Origin of the sequence: Pseudoalteromonas luteoviolacea (assembly GCF_001696455.1) — a bacterium.
Lineage (GTDB): Bacteria > Pseudomonadota > Gammaproteobacteria > Enterobacterales > Alteromonadaceae > Pseudoalteromonas > Pseudoalteromonas luteoviolacea_C.
Window position 1 is genome coordinate 1,070,797 of the sequence record NZ_MAUJ01000001.1, and the last position, 16,059, is coordinate 1,086,855.

The following is a 16,059-nucleotide window of genomic DNA, read 5'->3' on the forward strand; positions in this document are numbered from 1 at the left end:
TTAATTTAGTCAAAAAACCATGAAAATAGTGCTTCACCCATTGTTAAAGGTAACCAAACTTTAAGTGCTGCACGCCCATTGTGCGAGAATTGCGCTATGTGTGCTTGTTGAATATTTTTCGATAATTCGTTCATCGGCACTACATAAATACACGGATAATAGCTGTTAATTAGAGATTTTAAAGCAGCATTTTGTATAAAAGAAATGCCCTCATCTTGCACTACACCAAACGCCAAATATGAGCAGTAACAGTTCATATACATATTAAAACGATTACTTTCACTTTGAAAAGTGGCGCTATAGTAGTTTTTTGGGTATTCGAAGCCTTGGATATCCTTGACCTGAACTTTGCCATAGCGCTCTAACATGTAGCAAAGTTCAGTGAATTTCTTAAAGTCGATTGGCTTAATATTGTACCCCATAAACACTTCAGGCAAGGGTGTCATATTTTTTGGCTTTCTTTAACTAATTACTCGTAGCATAAAGCAAATACATAAAAATTTAAATTATCTATTTAATAACTTGGAATTTTTTGGTCATACCTTGGCTCTTGGGTGCAACTAATCGATACCCTAGTTTCTCGTAAAATAGGGGTTCATCCGCAATCATTGAAACATATGAACCTTCAAAGACTGCCGACACTAAGTACGTGTCAATATACTCCATAACCTTTCTACCTAGTCCCATACCTTGATATTCTGGATCCACTGCGACATCTACAATTTCAAAGTTACACGCACCATCGCCAACTACCCTACCCATGGCGATTAATGTATTTTGTTCATTTCGAATAGACACACCATACAGCGAGTTTTTCAGTCCAATTTGTGCAGCTTCTAACGACTTTCCGGACAACCCAGCTTTTACGCGCATTGCGCAATACTCTTGAGGGGTTGGCACTGTGAGTTCAATTTTGTGTGTCATACGACGCTCCTTATTAACGTTTCAGAGCATGATACACAAATACTGTATACATATACAGTTATTAATTTATACCACCAAGTGGACAAAAACGTCTTAATAAATTCTTTATAGACTCAAGGTTAAGCCTATTGGTGTGAATCAATTAAAATTACTAACAGTAAATGCACTAAGTGCTGGTAACAAGGTCGTAAGTGGCTCTGTTAACACAGAACCACATTTAAATACAGAAGGTTAGTACAAATGATTGGCGCTAGATGAGAGATCTTCTTCAGAAACTTCAACATCAAATTGCTTGAGGATCGGGCCATTCCCATACCAATATGTACCGTAAGCACAAGAGTTGAGGCTTTCCCAAGTACCATCGGTATACAATACTCGACGTGCGCATGCTTCTGCATTACCACTTGGTTGGCGACTACTGTTAGTAAACCTACAGTATTGACCGTTATTACAATCCCATCTACCAGCACTGCCATAGTATGACCAAGTTACTTCAGCAACTGGTTTACTCGCATTAAGTCTAAATACAACTGAAGACACTGGCGATACTGTTTGGCTGGAGCAAAAATTTGCTGACCACTCTTGAGGTGTAGGCGTGCCACTGATCACACACTCTACTACCGCCGCTTGGCTAGTTAAACTAGCCGTGCTAAGCCCAATCACTGCAAGTAATAAATAAGTTTTCATATTAATTTCCTTTTGATTATTGTTACTTATTAAAAACTCTCATTAAGCTCTCAGGTTATAAAGTTACCGTCAACGCCTAAAAAACACCGTAAAAAAACAAATTTTACTGCAAATAACACAACTTTCCAGAAAGAGAAATAACACATAGAACAAATTAATTGCTGATTTATTTGAAAAAATAATTAATTTATTAATTTTTCCAATTGAAATAAGCCTATAAACTCAACAATGTAACCTAACAAGGACTTTGAGCTTAAGAAATTTAAAGAAGAGTAAGTGATACGCTATTGATACGAAATTGAAAAAGATCAAGACTATCAATTCTTCATAAATATATAATTCTTAAAATGATAAACTAAACAATTAAGTATTCACAAAGGGACACTTATCCATATCTAAGATTAATATGACTTTTTGTGAACATAAACGAACATTTGTGACCCAATACAGGCCACATTAATTTATGTACAAAACGCTAGATTAGAGTAGCTTTGATCGTTACTCATCGCTTGTGTTGATAATGTGAAACTTGATATGTGGTCAGTGCATTTTTAATTTGACTGTCAGGCGTTGTCTCTGGGAATAAGAAATAGCTTGGTGCCATGATCTTGGATTTAGATTCAATTTTGATGACAAAAATATTTTTAACCGGGTAACTTTCGTCAGCAATTGTACGGATTGACCTCAAATATTCCTCGCCGATATCTGAGTTAGGCTCGATAACTTCAGCAGTCCCTTTGAGCTTAAACCCTCTTTGCTCAAATACATCAATTAAAGAAACACACACGCGAGCATTTGCTATAATATTGCGTTCACTTATCGGTGAAGCAATGTTGGCAATTAATAGTGTATCTTCGTCTAGCAACGTAAATATTTCCTTTGGAGAAACATTGGGTGCCATATCTTCGCCAACGGTGGCAAGCCAACACAGCACACTTTTATTTACATACTCTTTTAATTCCACGTCACCGAGCCCTTCGAATAGTTGATGTCTAACAATTTAATTTATTACCTTGTTACAGGCTACCTTGAAGCCAGCCTATATTAGAAAATCTCACATTCGTACTAAGGCAATAACAATCAGACTACGAACTTAATAGTAACTAAGCCCAAAAAATCCCCATCGGTAACTCAAAACAACTATATTCTAAATGGACAACGCTCCGCTGTGATGGGCTCAACAACTTCTCTGAACAATGCAATAAACGTGGCCGCATTGCCAAAAGGCCACCTGTAGACATTTTACAATTAAAAGCACTCTGTTTTTCTACACATGTTTTGATCGCCCCTACCGAGAGCAGCCCCAGCTGATGACTTGCAGGGATCACCTTTAAACACCCATTTTTGCGATCAGTATCATTTAGATGTAACCTTAGCGTAACCATCTGATTCAGAAAATCTATTGAAGGCTGCGCATGATGAACACCTTCTTTAATACTCCAAGACCGCCAGCCTTTCATAAAAAACTGTTGAGAAACACTGACTGTTTTATCTTGATGCCAAGGAACTGCCCAATTATTTGAAGCCGATTTATTAAATAAGATTGCACGTACTAAGTACGCTTTTCGACCAAGTAAATGTGCTGCGAGTTGTGTCATATATTTCGAATGAGCCAATTTTATCTGCACTTCGTATTCTTGGGCGAGCAACAGCACAGTTACGGGAAAGCTCTAGACTAACGTGCTTGGCTAGTTGAGTTAACACCCCTGCATCGAATATTTCAAACCCGTTTTCATGCAACGTGATGTGATCTCTTTTACTCCGTTCAATTTAGTTTTCTGGTGTTTTTTTGATTCTTTTTTTAAGTTCAGACAATGGAATTATTTTGAACTCTCCATTTACGGGGTTAATGTCCTCGATTCTATCACAGCGAAATATACGAGCATCGTCACGTAAATGATCCCAAGCGAGTACATACCAAACAGGGTAACTCAAAAATAGATAATGAGGCTCGATAACACGAATACTGCGCGCTCCTCGCTCGTTCACGTAGACAACCTCGATAGGCTGCGCCAGTAAAAATGCCTGATGAAGCAATTGAACTGATTCAACCTTTGGCGATTCAAAGTTAGCTAAAACAAAAGTCGACGCTGATTTGCCTATGATAATTCGCGATTTAAGTCCGTTTACTTTTAACTTCATAGTGGGAGAAAACGAGGCCATTATTTTATGTCGCACGCTGCTTAAGTGCGCCATAAATAACGGAGATTCCATTTGCTCAGCAATCGCTAGACTTATCATCAAGTCAACCGCTTCGGTATAGGTCAAGTTAATCCGCCCGACCCCCCAGTGTCTGGCAAGCCTGATCCCGCCACCTCGGCCAACATCAGTTTCAATAGGTAAACCTTTCGACTTTAAAACATCAATATCTCGATTTAACGTTCGCGCACTTACTCCCACTTCTTTGGCTAGATCGCCAATCGTGATGGGTAAATCTGATTTTAAACGGGCAGTAATAATTTCCAGCCGTTCGATTCGGGAAACAGTAGATGATCGCATAACACAACAAATATGACATAAATTGTCATATTTAGCTATAAGCTGTTCACTACAAACTCGTATTGAACAAACAAGAGGTATGAAATGTCGAAAAATATAATAGGTCGTTTAATGGTCGGATTGTTGGCAATCTTTTTTATGGGAACAGGCCTTATATTTATGTTTAGCCCCCTAAGTATGCTAACTCATATTTTCATAGACCCGATCGAATCAGCCGCAGGCCTATCAAGTATTAGAGCGTTATGGGGTGGTACAACCATCGCTATTTGGTTGATGGTATTAATTGGTGCAATCAAAAACAAAATTGATTACATTTGGGTCGGCTTAGTTTCATTATTGCTGGTGCTGATAGGTAGACTGGTAGGGTTTTTAAACGATGGAGGATACGCTGAGTTATTGTTTATGTGTATCCCAACGGTTGTCGCAACCTGTATTTTGCTTGTCGCTTTTAAGCTAATGAAACCAATTTATTAGGTCAATGACAAAACCTATAGCGAGTTTTATCGAATTCGCTATGGGCATACTCTGTTTATACAACATTATCTATTTGAGTTTTTTGCTTTCCACGTTCCGAACAGTAATACAATTAGATAAAGGCTGTATAACGCAGCTTTGCCTGTCCAAGTAGCACCTTCTAAGGAACCAATTAATCGTAAGTAATCATTTAAAACAATCGCACCAATTGCAGTAATCAAAGCATTAGCACGAAAATAAACTATACCACACTGCCCGATTGTCATTACTGAAGAAGCAAATACGACAATAGAAAAATAATAAGCAAGAACAGACATCGCTCCAGGAACAACGCTTGGTAGTAGAATCACAATAGATATCAAAATCGTCAATCGACCATAGTGTTTCATCATGCTACTCAATTCCTAAAATTCAATCCTTCTATCGTTAAGATAAATAAATACAGCATCTACAGCAATATCTGCGTTATTAAATAAGTTTGTTTTATCTTTATCACGGTGATGCCAGGGGTAAATATTTTTCTATGGATGTAACTCCCACACTTTTACTCACATTAACGAACAATTCAAGCTATTCAACACTCCCACCTAGTTTTATTTATATCTGAGGTTATAATTCATTTCCCTCATAGAATTTATTAACTCAGCTAAAACATGGTTGATTTATATTTAAACAGCTTAAATCCATGGCACCTAATCCATCTCGTAAACCGTCAATATATGTGTATTTAGATTTAAAAAGCAAGCTGACTATTGAGTCCATAATAACTACTTGATCGGTTTACCTGTTAGAACAATTACCTTAAGATTATTAGTTGAAATTAGGACAAGAAAAACCAAGTTATGAATTACATTACAATCAAACACCTTAGTATCAAAATGCTCTTGTTGTACTTATTCTCTCTGCCAGTTCAAGCAAAAACGCCGCAACCGAACAGTCCCTACAAAGTTAAGTACATCTTACAAAACAACCAGAATGGCATTTCAGGCATTGCTAACCCAAGGGACATTGTGTTTTCAGAAGACCACAAGAAGATTTTTATAGCAAGTGGGGACAACGATGCATTAACAATTCTAAATGCAGACAAGCTAATAAATTTGCCTTTTTCTCAAAGCTTCTCTGAGAAAAACTATCCCGATTTAATGTTAAAAGGCGCTTCAAGTGTGGTGTACTCCCCCAAACATAGCACCGTTTATACCACTTCATTTTATAGTGGTTCACTTACTTCGTTTGCAACAAACGGTAAATCAGAATTCTATCCAGTAAGTACGCTGTCAGATAACATCGACTTTAAAACTGCGTTTGGAGATTACGAAACAATAAAGCAACAAGACAATTTAGGTCTGATTGGCGCTTGGAGTGCAATACTCTCAAATGACGAGAAATATATTCTCACTGCAAGTTATCAAAGTAATACCGTTGCACAGTTCAAAATTGACCAATTTGGTAAAACCTCGTTTGTCAGGAAGCTATTGCCAGAACACAATTGGGGACATCCGACTTCTATTGTACAGAGTGACGATGGTCAAACCCTATTTGTTACTGGGTTTGAAAATAATCAAATCTCGGTGCTAAAGCGTACCGCACAGAATACATACGCTCTGCAGCAGACTCTCTCCCACCCAACATTAATAAACCCCCAAAAGGTATTGGCCACCAGCTCAGGGCAATTTTTGTTTGCGACCGCATCTAAAAGTAAATCTTTGGTTGTGTTTAAAAGGGATTCTAAAGGGAGCTATTCACACTATCAAAGCATCAACAACGACCAGTTACCATCAGGTGGATTAAGTGGTGCTTGCTGTTTGGCATTGTCCGCAAATGAAAAAATGCTTTTTGTGAGTGGCGAAATGGACAGTGGTATTTTAGTGTTCAACATTGACAGCGAAACGAAAAAGTTGGCTTTCAATCACCACATAACGTCCGTAGAAGACACAAAAATACGTAATGTTTCCGTATTAAAAGTGACAGACAATGGTAAGCACTTGTTTATTGGAACAGGAAAAAGCAATACCATACTCGTTTTGCAGATTGAGCACTGAATGAGCCTAGCTTTTCAATAGCCACTCTTCAATTAAACGGGCAAATGTTTTTGGCTTCTCTATTGGCAACATATGCCCTTGACCCTTTTCAATGATAATGTTGACGAAGGCACCTTCTATACCCGTTAAAAACCACTGGCGATCAATAAGAGAGTCTGTATGGCTAAACCAAAACAGTATGGGAATTTGCAAAGCACGTAAGCAAGCCTTTAAACAACTTCGTTGAGATGTATATTTATATTGGCTAATTAACTCTTCAACACCTTGGTCACGATCCATTGCTTGTAACAGTTCTATCAGTTCAGCTTGTTGAGAGGTCGCATCTAACAATGACTTAGCCATTTTCGGACTTAATCCACTGTAACCAAAACGTTCGATGAAAGCCAATACTTGCCTTCTTTGTTGACGTTCTGTTTCTGGTAAAGTCGTTGGACTATTAGACACAATAAACAGCTTACTCACTTTGCTTGGAAATAACACACTAAAGTACGCCGCAACATAACCACCCAATGAAAACCCCAATAGGTTAATCTTTTGCTCTGGTATACTTTTGTTTAAGTGAACACACATTTCGTCAAACGACTTGTTTTTTGGGAGCACTAGGTGTTTTAGTTCTATATTCGGGCCTAAATGAGCCTTTACAGCCAGCCAGATTTTTTCATTACACATAGTCCCTGCAATTACGTATACCTTAACTCTTTTCACATTGCTCCTTCAGTACTAACCATCAAAGTTGCGTCATTTAACCGCGTTAAATTCCTCTCTAACTGACTCTAACTTATTCATTACTGCATTTACATACCCCCAACTCAGAACAGCAACTGAAAATACAATAACTAACGTACATAAGGTTGCAAAGACATGAAACATCATCGCGCTGTATAGATGAGAGAAGAAAATGCTTACCAGTACTATGGCGAAAGCTAAATGCAAAACTAAAAGTACCTGACCAGTAAGTAAGCTGCTTTTGACTTTAACTTTTGAAATGAAGTGGTCAACCTCGATGGGTACCAATTTTAAAAGCACGAACTGGAAACATAAAACGGGCAATAAACTCATTGCTCTGACATTATTCGTCAATGTGTTTTCATCTAATAGTAAAAACGCTAATAAAGCACAAAATGGAAAAATACAAAGTGCAGCCCACTTTAGTGACATGGGTCTTTGCCGTATGTTGAATACATAAGCTACAGCTAGTGGACCTAGAAGCAGCATGGAAGACTGCAATACTTTTTCTAAAAATAACGGTATATCTATAGGCAACAGATGATTGTACGTATTAAGTAGCTGGCCAAACGGTCCCAGTAGTAAGAGCCAATATATTGATAGTTCAAGCACCATCTTTATCGTGATATTTTGGTGAATTGTTAAATATGAGGCTGAGATAAAAAACGCCAAAACAATGCTTAGCAAATAGCACATCATTACTATATCCATTGTCAAAATACGCTCCTTTTTTATTCACACACTTTATCTTTAATAGCTAAAAATTAGAGTGGGTTGAACAAGTTTTCAATACACTTGGCTATTACATGTGCAGCTATTTTTTAATAAGACTTGGTCTTTTTAGCAAAAAATCAATACTTTGAACAGCCGTAACCTCTGCCTGACAGCATTCGGCCTAGACATAGATCAAAAAAAATTGTCTAAAACACAAAAATTATAAATTTATTTTTTGCATCAATAGTGCGCTCACTCACCCCTTGCTATGGACATCGATAAAACCATCACTTTTCTAGATTAGTTAGAAAACCACATTTAACTGAAGATCAATATAGACCTAATTTTTCAAGTATACTTAAGCGCTCAACCTCAAACTTATAAAAATAACCTAAAATTCAAGCCTATATAGAAAACTAATTAAATTCATAATAATTAGTTAGCATGTTATTGAAATATAAAAATCAAAAAGTAAGAAATATATTATTCAAAACCACCAAAACCACACCACTTGCACTTAAAAAAACAATTTAAAATTCAAGCACTTTTTGTAGGGTTTACAGGATTAAAATTACTCGCTAGCTTAATAGGCGTTCAGTTTTAAGCACGAATTAGGTCCCTTAACTGATTAATTCTCTACTTAAACTAAACGCTCAGATTTAAAAATCGATGGCGCAAGTGAGTTTATTCACTTCGCTGAAAACAATCTCTGACATGAATTTTTTCATCAAGATGATTAAAAATAGAAAATGTGTTTCGCACAATAAAAATAGAGGTCACCCTCATAAACTTGTTATCAAAGGAGTTAACAATGAAACTTAAGCTACTCGCTGCGCTTACAACAGGTCTACTAGCAAACTCAGTATACGCTCAGGTTGTGGTAAATGATTTGGATGGTTATAACAGAACATCTGCTTACTCAAATGGTGCGGTTGAACGTATTGTTACTGACTCATTTAATGCCCGTACATTCAATGCATGGGTTTATTTTAGAGAAGGTGGCTCTGAATGTACAAGCGGATACATTTACGATGAAATCACTGGCCAGCAATATGGTACTGTTAACATTGGTACAGCAGGCCCTGGTGCCAGTATGGTAGATACTGTTTACTTCAACGGTACTTTTAGTGACGAACAACTGCAAAGAAACCGCGTATTAGCACTCAATTGCCAAAATCTTAAAGGTGAACAATTCAAAGTTTATCATAAGTTTTCAGGCTTACCGGTAATTACTTGGGATACCACCTTAGCTGGCGTTGGTGAATATAAAATGCCAAATTGCACAGGTGCTAGCTCACACTGTGGTGGCCGAGGCTGGTATGAGCAAGTCAGCTACACCTCTTCACTACATGTAAACAACAAAAACGAAGATACGTACTGCACAGCAACGATGAATGATGGATTTACATCTCGTGTATTCAATGGCTACGACAGCACACCATTGTTCCACACAAATCACTTCGCGCTTGAAAACGAAGTATATAACTATAATGGACCGGCATTCAGACAGACTGTCACTTGCCACAGTCCTGTGGGTCAAACTCAACGTACTCAAGTTTGGGTTGTTTCTGGCGAGAATGATATCAACTTAGAAGTTGATTACACCGTTTATAAATAGACCTTATTTTCTGATAAAGCGCTTATATAAGCACTTTAATAATCGAGTCTCTTTTGCCCAGTCACTCGCATGAAAAAACCTATTTATGACTTGAAGTTCAATACAAAGGGTAAACATTTAAATCCCTTTTATTGTATTTCATCGTCATATTAGGCGAAAAATTAAAAAGGCACCTGATAGGTGCCTTTTTACTAAGCATGATATTACTTAGTATACCCTCGTGGCATATTTGAATCCGTCGTATAACGTTCACGCAATTTATCGTGACGAGACTCTGTTGTCACAGACTCTCCATTGATCCAAACTTGGTCAATGCGTGTGCTAAATTCAAATGGGTCAGCTGTCCAAAGTACAACATCTGCACGTTCACCAGCTGCAATCTTACCGCCTTCAATGCCAAAAGCATCTGCAACATTCGCAGTCATTGCTTTAAGTGCGCCTTCATGTGTCATACCATTTGCAACGGCGATACCCGCGTCAAAGCGCATTTGATATAAATTATGACTGCCATCACCAGCAACGTTTAGAATAACCTTAACACCTGCTTTTTCTAATTCACCAGCATTACCCAAATGGGCATGTAGTGCATCAAAACCAGATGGTAAGTTAGAAACAGCACTAACAATAACCGGTACTTCTGCTTTAGCTATTTGCTCTTTGACTAGCACCGCATCATCGCCACCAGCGATGATAAGATTCAGGCCAAATTGCTCTTTTAGAGCGAGTAGCTCTAAGAGTTGAGACGCTCTTGAAGCATAAGCAACGACCGGAAGTTCTCCTTTGAGTACTTGTATTAGTAGCTTTTCTTCAGATGATGGATCTTCATCTTTCTTCTTGTCTTTCTTAGCACTCAGCTTCTTCTTTTGCTCTTCCAATTTCTTAACAAAAGACTGCATTGCTGACGCACGAGATGCATCACCACTGACTGCGCCTAAGTCGACGACAAGCGCGGTTTTATGATCCGTTACACTACCAAATTCGCCAGACAAGTCTGCTGCAAAAGCCAAGCCCATAAACACACCACTTTCACCCCAAGGTAAAGAAGGTACACTCACATTTTGAGTAATACCGCCTTTTCTTGCATAAGGGATTAGGCTTGAGCGAGGGTTAAAAGCTGAGCTAGGATCAAATTCGATACCAGACTTATCGTATGCATCAACTGAGCGTGACACAGCGCCAACTTCAACCAAACCTAGGTGATTCATCGAGCCGATCAAACCAGGAGTGAGAACTTTCCCGTTTGCATTCACAGTAATATCTGCATCGAATGATTTTGGGTTGATCGCTTTTATTTTGCCATCTTCGATAACAACAGTCGCGTTTTGCAAAACACCTTGATTTGTTTGTGTGTGCACAGTCGCATTGGTAATTGCAGTGATTTGAGCGAAAGCAGCTGAAGAGCTTAGCAATGCACCAGTTAACATAGATAATTTAAACTTGTTCATTGTCACTCTCCTAGCGCTGACCTAACATAAAATCACTAACAGCTTGGTATTTACTGTCGTGGCGATCGTATACTTTAGCGCCGTCGATAAATACTTGCTCTGCTTTCGAGTAGACACTGAATGGGCTTTGATCCCAAATAACAACATCAGCTTGCTTACCAGCAGCAATAGAACCCGTCAAATCCTCAACACCTAATGATTTAGCGGCATTGTAAGTGATCCACTTAATCGCATGTTCTTCTTTGATGTCAAAGCCAGCTTCATTTGCAGAGTACATTACTTTTGCAGCTTCATGGTTTAGACGCTGAATTGTTGTATCGGAGTCTGAGTGTATTACTGCGCATGAATTCTTAGCCGCGTCTACAATGGCTACGTTTTCTAGGGACATGTCGTAGGCTTCCATTTTAAAGCCCCACCAATCTGGCCAAAGTGCTGCACAGTTCCCATTTTCACCTAGCAGGTCTGCGATTTTGTAAGCTTCAACACCATGGTGGAATGTACCTGCATGATAGCCAAACTCTTTGGATAGGTCGATCATCATAGCCATTTCTTCTGCTTTATAGCAGTGGTTATGAATTAGAATCTCACCATCTAAAACACCACGAAGTGTGTCTAACTTAATATCACGATGCGGCGCATCTGGATTCATACCAGCTGCGTACTCAGCTTCATATTGTTCCCAAGCGCGCTTGTATTCACCCGCTTCAATCCAAGCTTCACGATAGCCAGCCATGTTACCCATACGTGTTTTCGGTGCAACGCCTTGACCACCGTATACTCGTTTAGGGTTTTCACCACAGGCCATTTTTAGGCCGTAAGGCGCGTCAGGAAACTTCATGCCTTGCATAGTCTCTGAAGGTACATTTTTCAGCGTAACGGCGCGACCACCAAATAGGTTCGCTGAGCCGGGTAAAATTTGCAATGACGTGATACCGCCCTCTCTAGCGCGGTTAAAACCTGGATCTTGAGGCCATACAGAATGCTCGACCCATACCTGAGCGGTATTTGGGTTGATCATCTCATTACCATCTTGGTGAGACTCTACGCCAGGGCTCGGATACGCACCTAGGTGAGAGTGGTTGTCTATAATGCCAGGTGTTACCCATTTGCCAGCCGCGTCAACGGTAGTATCAGCTGACACAGATAGGTCTTTACCAACTTGGCTGATTTTACCATCAACAATGTAGACATCTGCATCGTTGATTCTTTCGCCAGTCCCAGTTAGCACGGTAGCATTTGTGATTAATGTACTTGAAGTAGAGTGAGGCTTGTAAGTACTTGGATAAGGGTTTTTCTCGATTGTGACTTTATCTTTTTGAGGACCAGTGTCTTGCTGGCAACCAAAAAGAGCTGTGCTTAAAGCAAGCACGATCACAGAGGGTTTAAATATATGCATTTTCTTCTCTCTGTAGTTTTTATGTGACTGTAGCTAAAATTCACATAAATTTCGATATAAAAGCCTCAAAATGCAATAAATTATGATGAATGACCATAAAATCGCTACAACATTCAAAATATGTGTACAATTTTAACGCGAAAGTTTGTTTTTCAGACACACCTATACATATCCAGACACACTTTTGAAATAGGTTTTAATGAAAAAGAGAAAAGTTGGAAATGCCCTTCAAAAAATACGCTGCATAGATGTTAACTAAAAAATAATCTCTATTTAATCTTGTCATTTAGAAATAATTCACGCGAATTTTTGCCCCAATATTTAACCAGTTAGTAGCTTTGATTACCTTCGAAATAATTGCTTACACTCGCACAATCTTCAATTACAGCATTTTGAAAATAAAACGCCAATACTGAAGGTGAGTCGCACGAATCGCCCTATTTGGAGAACTAAAATGAAAGCTTTAATGACCGCTGTTGCACTAGCTGGACTTGTATCTACTGCTCACAATGCAGAAGCCATTGAATTTGTTGCCGCTGATGATAGCTTTGCAACACACCTATGTGTTGCATTTGCTTCAAATCGCCCACATGTCATGTTGGAAGAATTGAGAGGTAAACACTCGCTGAAAAAGAATATAGCCAATAAACTACATTGTAACGATATGGACTTACAAGAGTTTGCCGAGACTTACAGCCTTACTCGAAACGCCAAGTTTATGAATATTGACTTAGATACAAAGACTTCTATTAAAGATTTAGCTGCTCAACAAAATGCACCCACGACAGTCGTCTTATCGGGTTCGAAGTAATGAAAAGAGTTTATAAAAGGGACAAGTGCGCATTCAACCTGTTGTGAATGCGCGCTTGTCAATTACACAAAACTTGCAATTAAGCCAAACAGACCGCCAAATACACCGCCCCATACAACCAGCCAGCCCAAATGGGTATGTATCATATTTTGTACTATATTTTTAACCATTACAGGGGTAAGCTCATTGAGCCTTTCATCAACGGCATGCTCTATCGCGCCTCGAATGGAGTCCAGTGATTGACCATTTGTCAAAACGCCCGACACCTTTTCTTTAAACTCGGGTTCTTCACTGATTTCTTTTAGCGCCTCTTTCATCTTATCAGTAAAAGTATCTCTCATTGGCTCTATCGCTTCTTTACCACCCACCATGGCTAACATTGCGCCAAACTGAGAGCCCTCGATCACTTGAACCAATTTATTAAAGGCAATTGAAAGGTCCGCTTGCTCAATGACAGGGTTTAAGTCAATATCAATTTGGTTTTTTGAGGCGAAGCTTTGTAATTTGTCTTGATTAAAAAACTCATCTAAGATCAATTCTTTAATCGCTACTTTAAACTCTTTAAATTTAATCGTAATCACACCCGAACCATATAGCCCTGGCACTTTTTCAAACAACATATGCACAGCAAGCCAGTTTGTTACTGCACCTGACAATGCAAATAGGCCCATAGTCAAAACCAAATCATTCTGACTCAGCCAACCAACAGCAACTAGGGCAGCAGCCAACAAGTTCGTTAATACACTTTTATTCAATGTAGAATTCCAATACAAATTTAAAACTGCTGCTATTTTATTGAATTTAATTTTGCACTCAAGTATTTGTGTTATAGCTAAAATCGTCCATAGTTAAAAAAAGCATGATCACGCAGCTGGGCAAACTATGTGGAACCTTGTAAATCAATACATCAGTGACGCAATTCATGACCATTTTGAGTTTACTCGAAAAACCCAACTGCCCTGCAGTTCAAAATCTAAAACATTTAAGATAGAAAACGACAAGCACTGCTTTTTGGTAAAAGTAGATCAAGTGTGCGCACTTGAACGTTACGAATGTGAAGCACAAAACCACACACTTTTGATAAGAGACAGTGACTTTTTAGTCGCCGATCCCATCACCATAGGTTCAAGCCTTGAATACTGCTTTATTGTCTTCGAATGGCTCAATACCCAACCAGACCAAGAAAATTGGTATGAATGTGGTAGAACACTTGCAAAAATGCATGCTCGACACGAGCAAGAAATGTTTGGCCTTGAACAAGATAATTACTTACTTGGATTATCTCAACCAAATCAATGGCATAAAAAGTGGTCTATCTTTTTTGCAGAAGAGCGTATCGCTTGGCAACTCCAGCTGCTTCAGGAAAAAAGTATATCTCTGGTCGACATAGACCAATTTGTTGAGCAGCTCAAACCCCTATTGAATCACCCACTACAACCTTCTTTGCTGCATGGATATTTTTGGCGGGGCAATATTGCTTTTGCTCATAAAAAGCCATGTTTGTACTCCCCAGCCTGTTATTACGGAGACAGAGAAGTTGACATAGCCAATAGTGAACTTTTCGCGGCCTTGCCTGAAGCTTTCTATACAGGGTATTCGGACACCTACCCCCTTGAACAAAGTTATCAGCAACGTAAAGCCATATATCAGCTGTACACACTTTTGTGCCATGCCAACTTATTTGCAGGAGACTATATATTGCAGTCACAAAAGCAAATAGAGGCAATTTTAAAATAGCTGCAACACAGCGGTAATAATTGCAATTACTGCTATAATAGAGGAAGGAATGACAGAGCGGTTGTTGGAGTAAAACCATGAAACAGCTGTATCACCAACGTATAAGCTGCCCTCACTGTGGACACCACATTTTTGTGGATTTAGATACCAGTGAAGGCGATCAAGATTATTACGAAGATTGCGCGGCGTGCTGTAACCCAATCCATCTCAATATGCATATCGATGAAGCAATCAATAAATTGGAATTACGCATTGACAGTGACGACGAGCAAATCTTTTAGTCAATCGGGTTTAGAGTGTTCTTTCTCAAATAATGCTCTACGGTATTAACGATGGTATAGGTTTGTTGATCAACTTCTATATTGAGCTTATCACCGTTCAACACGCGGCCTATGTTCGTAATGGACAACGTTTCAGGGATCAGATGAAGCCAAAAACCATCTTCATCCACTTGACCTACTGTCAAGCTTGCCCCGTTTACAGAGATAAACCCTTTATAAAAAACGTACTTAGACCACTCTTTGGATAGTAGAAGCTTAATTTTGACGTTTTCTGCGGTTCTTACAACTTGCTCAACTGTAGCCATATCATGGATATGACCAGAAACAATGTGCCCGCCAAGCTCCGTCCCAAATGTCACTGAACGCTCAAAATTAACTTTATCACCACATTTCAATTTGCCTAAGTTAGTTAATTTTAATGACTCATCTATGACATCAAAACTCACCTGACCTACTACATCGGATTGATTAATTTCAAATTGGACCACCGTCAAGCAACAGCCATTTACTGCGATGCTTGCGCCAATTGTCAGTTGCTGCAGGTACTCATTACCAACAGACAAAACCAAGCGCATCACGCCATCATTTAAAAGAGCACTTACTACCGACGCTTGAGTTTGAACAATACCTGTAAACATGATTTTTCCGAGTATAAGAATATGCGCCCTAGTTTACCCTAACCGCTATCAGCCTGAAACAATATGAAAC

The 16,059-nt window shown here is 38.9% G+C and carries 19 protein-coding genes; 6 read left to right on the forward strand and 13 right to left on the reverse strand.

Annotated elements, in window-relative coordinates; translation table 11 throughout:
- Positions 1–5 precede the first annotated feature (5 nt).
- From A7985_RS04555 to A7985_RS04580, 6 genes are all read right to left on the reverse strand, one after another.
- Positions 6–446, reverse strand: a complete 441-nt coding sequence (locus A7985_RS04555) for a hypothetical protein (protein WP_065789213.1) — start codon at positions 444–446, stop codon at positions 6–8.
- Between the two features lie 64 nt (positions 447–510).
- Positions 511–924 (reverse strand): GNAT family N-acetyltransferase, encoded by a 414-nt coding sequence (locus A7985_RS04560; protein ID WP_065789215.1) that lies wholly within the window; start codon positions 922–924, stop codon positions 511–513.
- Positions 925–1,155: 231 nt separating this feature from the next.
- Complete coding sequence (locus A7985_RS04565; RefSeq protein ID WP_065789217.1) at positions 1,156–1,611, reverse strand: hypothetical protein; 456 nt, start codon at positions 1,609–1,611, stop codon at positions 1,156–1,158.
- A gap of 502 nt (positions 1,612–2,113) precedes the next feature.
- Positions 2,114–2,575 (reverse strand): pyridoxamine 5'-phosphate oxidase family protein, encoded by a 462-nt coding sequence (locus A7985_RS04570; protein WP_065789219.1) that lies wholly within the window; start codon positions 2,573–2,575, stop codon positions 2,114–2,116.
- A 139-nt stretch (positions 2,576–2,714) separates the two neighbouring features.
- Positions 2,715–3,266 (reverse strand): phytanoyl-CoA dioxygenase family protein, encoded by a 552-nt coding sequence (locus tag A7985_RS04575; RefSeq protein ID WP_370671158.1) that lies wholly within the window; start codon positions 3,264–3,266, stop codon positions 2,715–2,717.
- Positions 3,267–3,381: 115 nt separating this feature from the next.
- Positions 3,382–4,110 carry a helix-turn-helix transcriptional regulator gene (locus tag A7985_RS04580; RefSeq protein WP_065789223.1) on the reverse strand — a complete coding sequence of 243 codons (729 nt, stop codon included), beginning with the start codon at positions 4,108–4,110 and terminating at the stop codon, positions 3,382–3,384.
- Between the two features lie 84 nt (positions 4,111–4,194).
- On the opposite strand from A7985_RS04580, the gene A7985_RS04585 reads away from it, so the two are divergent.
- Positions 4,195–4,584 carry a DUF4345 family protein gene (locus tag A7985_RS04585; RefSeq protein ID WP_065789225.1) on the forward strand — a complete coding sequence of 130 codons (390 nt, stop codon included), beginning with the start codon at positions 4,195–4,197 and terminating at the stop codon, positions 4,582–4,584.
- 65 nt (positions 4,585–4,649) lie between these two features.
- On the opposite strand, the gene A7985_RS04590 is transcribed toward A7985_RS04585, so the two are convergent.
- Positions 4,650–4,976 carry a hypothetical protein gene (locus A7985_RS04590; RefSeq protein ID WP_065789227.1) on the reverse strand — a complete coding sequence of 109 codons (327 nt, stop codon included), beginning with the start codon at positions 4,974–4,976 and terminating at the stop codon, positions 4,650–4,652.
- Positions 4,977–5,426: 450 nt separating this feature from the next.
- Here A7985_RS04590 and A7985_RS04595 point away from each other — a divergent pair, with 450 nt between their 5' ends.
- Positions 5,427–6,623, forward strand: coding sequence for a beta-propeller fold lactonase family protein (locus tag A7985_RS04595; protein WP_065789229.1), 1,197 nt, complete (start codon positions 5,427–5,429; stop codon positions 6,621–6,623).
- A 6-nt stretch (positions 6,624–6,629) separates the two neighbouring features.
- Here the strand turns inward: A7985_RS04595 and A7985_RS04600 are convergent, their stop codons facing one another.
- Both A7985_RS04600 and A7985_RS04605 read right to left on the reverse strand, forming a co-directional pair.
- Complete coding sequence (locus A7985_RS04600) at positions 6,630–7,328, reverse strand: alpha/beta fold hydrolase (protein ID WP_081310424.1); 699 nt, start codon at positions 7,326–7,328, stop codon at positions 6,630–6,632.
- Positions 7,329–7,361: 33 nt separating this feature from the next.
- Positions 7,362–8,060 carry a hypothetical protein gene (locus A7985_RS04605; protein ID WP_065789230.1) on the reverse strand — a complete coding sequence of 233 codons (699 nt, stop codon included), beginning with the start codon at positions 8,058–8,060 and terminating at the stop codon, positions 7,362–7,364.
- 814 nt (positions 8,061–8,874) lie between these two features.
- On the opposite strand from A7985_RS04605, the gene A7985_RS04610 reads away from it, so the two are divergent.
- The gene (locus A7985_RS04610; protein WP_065789232.1) at positions 8,875–9,681 is read left to right on the forward strand and encodes a hypothetical protein; all 807 of its coding nucleotides are present in this window, start codon (positions 8,875–8,877) and stop codon (positions 9,679–9,681) included.
- A gap of 203 nt (positions 9,682–9,884) precedes the next feature.
- Here A7985_RS04610 and A7985_RS04615 read toward each other — a convergent pair whose 3' ends face one another.
- Together A7985_RS04615 and A7985_RS04620 are read right to left on the reverse strand one after the other, a co-directional pair.
- On the reverse strand, positions 9,885–11,126 hold the full coding sequence (locus tag A7985_RS04615) for an amidohydrolase family protein (protein WP_065789233.1): 1,242 nt from the start codon (positions 11,124–11,126) through the stop codon (positions 9,885–9,887).
- A gap of 10 nt (positions 11,127–11,136) precedes the next feature.
- Positions 11,137–12,522, reverse strand: coding sequence for an amidohydrolase (locus A7985_RS04620; RefSeq protein WP_065789235.1), 1,386 nt, complete (start codon positions 12,520–12,522; stop codon positions 11,137–11,139).
- 454 nt (positions 12,523–12,976) lie between these two features.
- On the opposite strand from A7985_RS04620, the gene A7985_RS04625 reads away from it, so the two are divergent.
- Positions 12,977–13,333, forward strand: a complete 357-nt coding sequence (locus A7985_RS04625; protein WP_065789237.1) for a DUF3718 domain-containing protein — start codon at positions 12,977–12,979, stop codon at positions 13,331–13,333.
- Positions 13,334–13,395: 62 nt separating this feature from the next.
- On the opposite strand, the gene A7985_RS04630 is transcribed toward A7985_RS04625, so the two are convergent.
- Complete coding sequence (locus tag A7985_RS04630) at positions 13,396–14,088, reverse strand: DUF445 domain-containing protein (protein WP_065789240.1); 693 nt, start codon at positions 14,086–14,088, stop codon at positions 13,396–13,398.
- 127 nt (positions 14,089–14,215) lie between these two features.
- Here A7985_RS04630 and A7985_RS04635 point away from each other — a divergent pair, with 127 nt between their 5' ends.
- Both A7985_RS04635 and A7985_RS04640 read left to right on the forward strand, forming a co-directional pair.
- Positions 14,216–15,070, forward strand: coding sequence for a fructosamine kinase family protein (locus A7985_RS04635; RefSeq protein ID WP_065789242.1), 855 nt, complete (start codon positions 14,216–14,218; stop codon positions 15,068–15,070).
- A 77-nt stretch (positions 15,071–15,147) separates the two neighbouring features.
- Positions 15,148–15,351, forward strand: coding sequence for a CPXCG motif-containing cysteine-rich protein (locus tag A7985_RS04640; RefSeq protein WP_063357175.1), 204 nt, complete (start codon positions 15,148–15,150; stop codon positions 15,349–15,351).
- Here A7985_RS04640 and A7985_RS04645 read toward each other — a convergent pair.
- A complete protein-coding gene (locus A7985_RS04645; protein WP_065789247.1) occupies positions 15,348–15,989 on the reverse strand; it encodes a riboflavin synthase in 642 nt (213 codons plus the stop codon). The two genes, A7985_RS04640 and A7985_RS04645, sit on opposite strands and share 4 nt — an antisense overlap.
- Between the last annotated feature and the right edge of the window lie 70 nt (positions 15,990–16,059).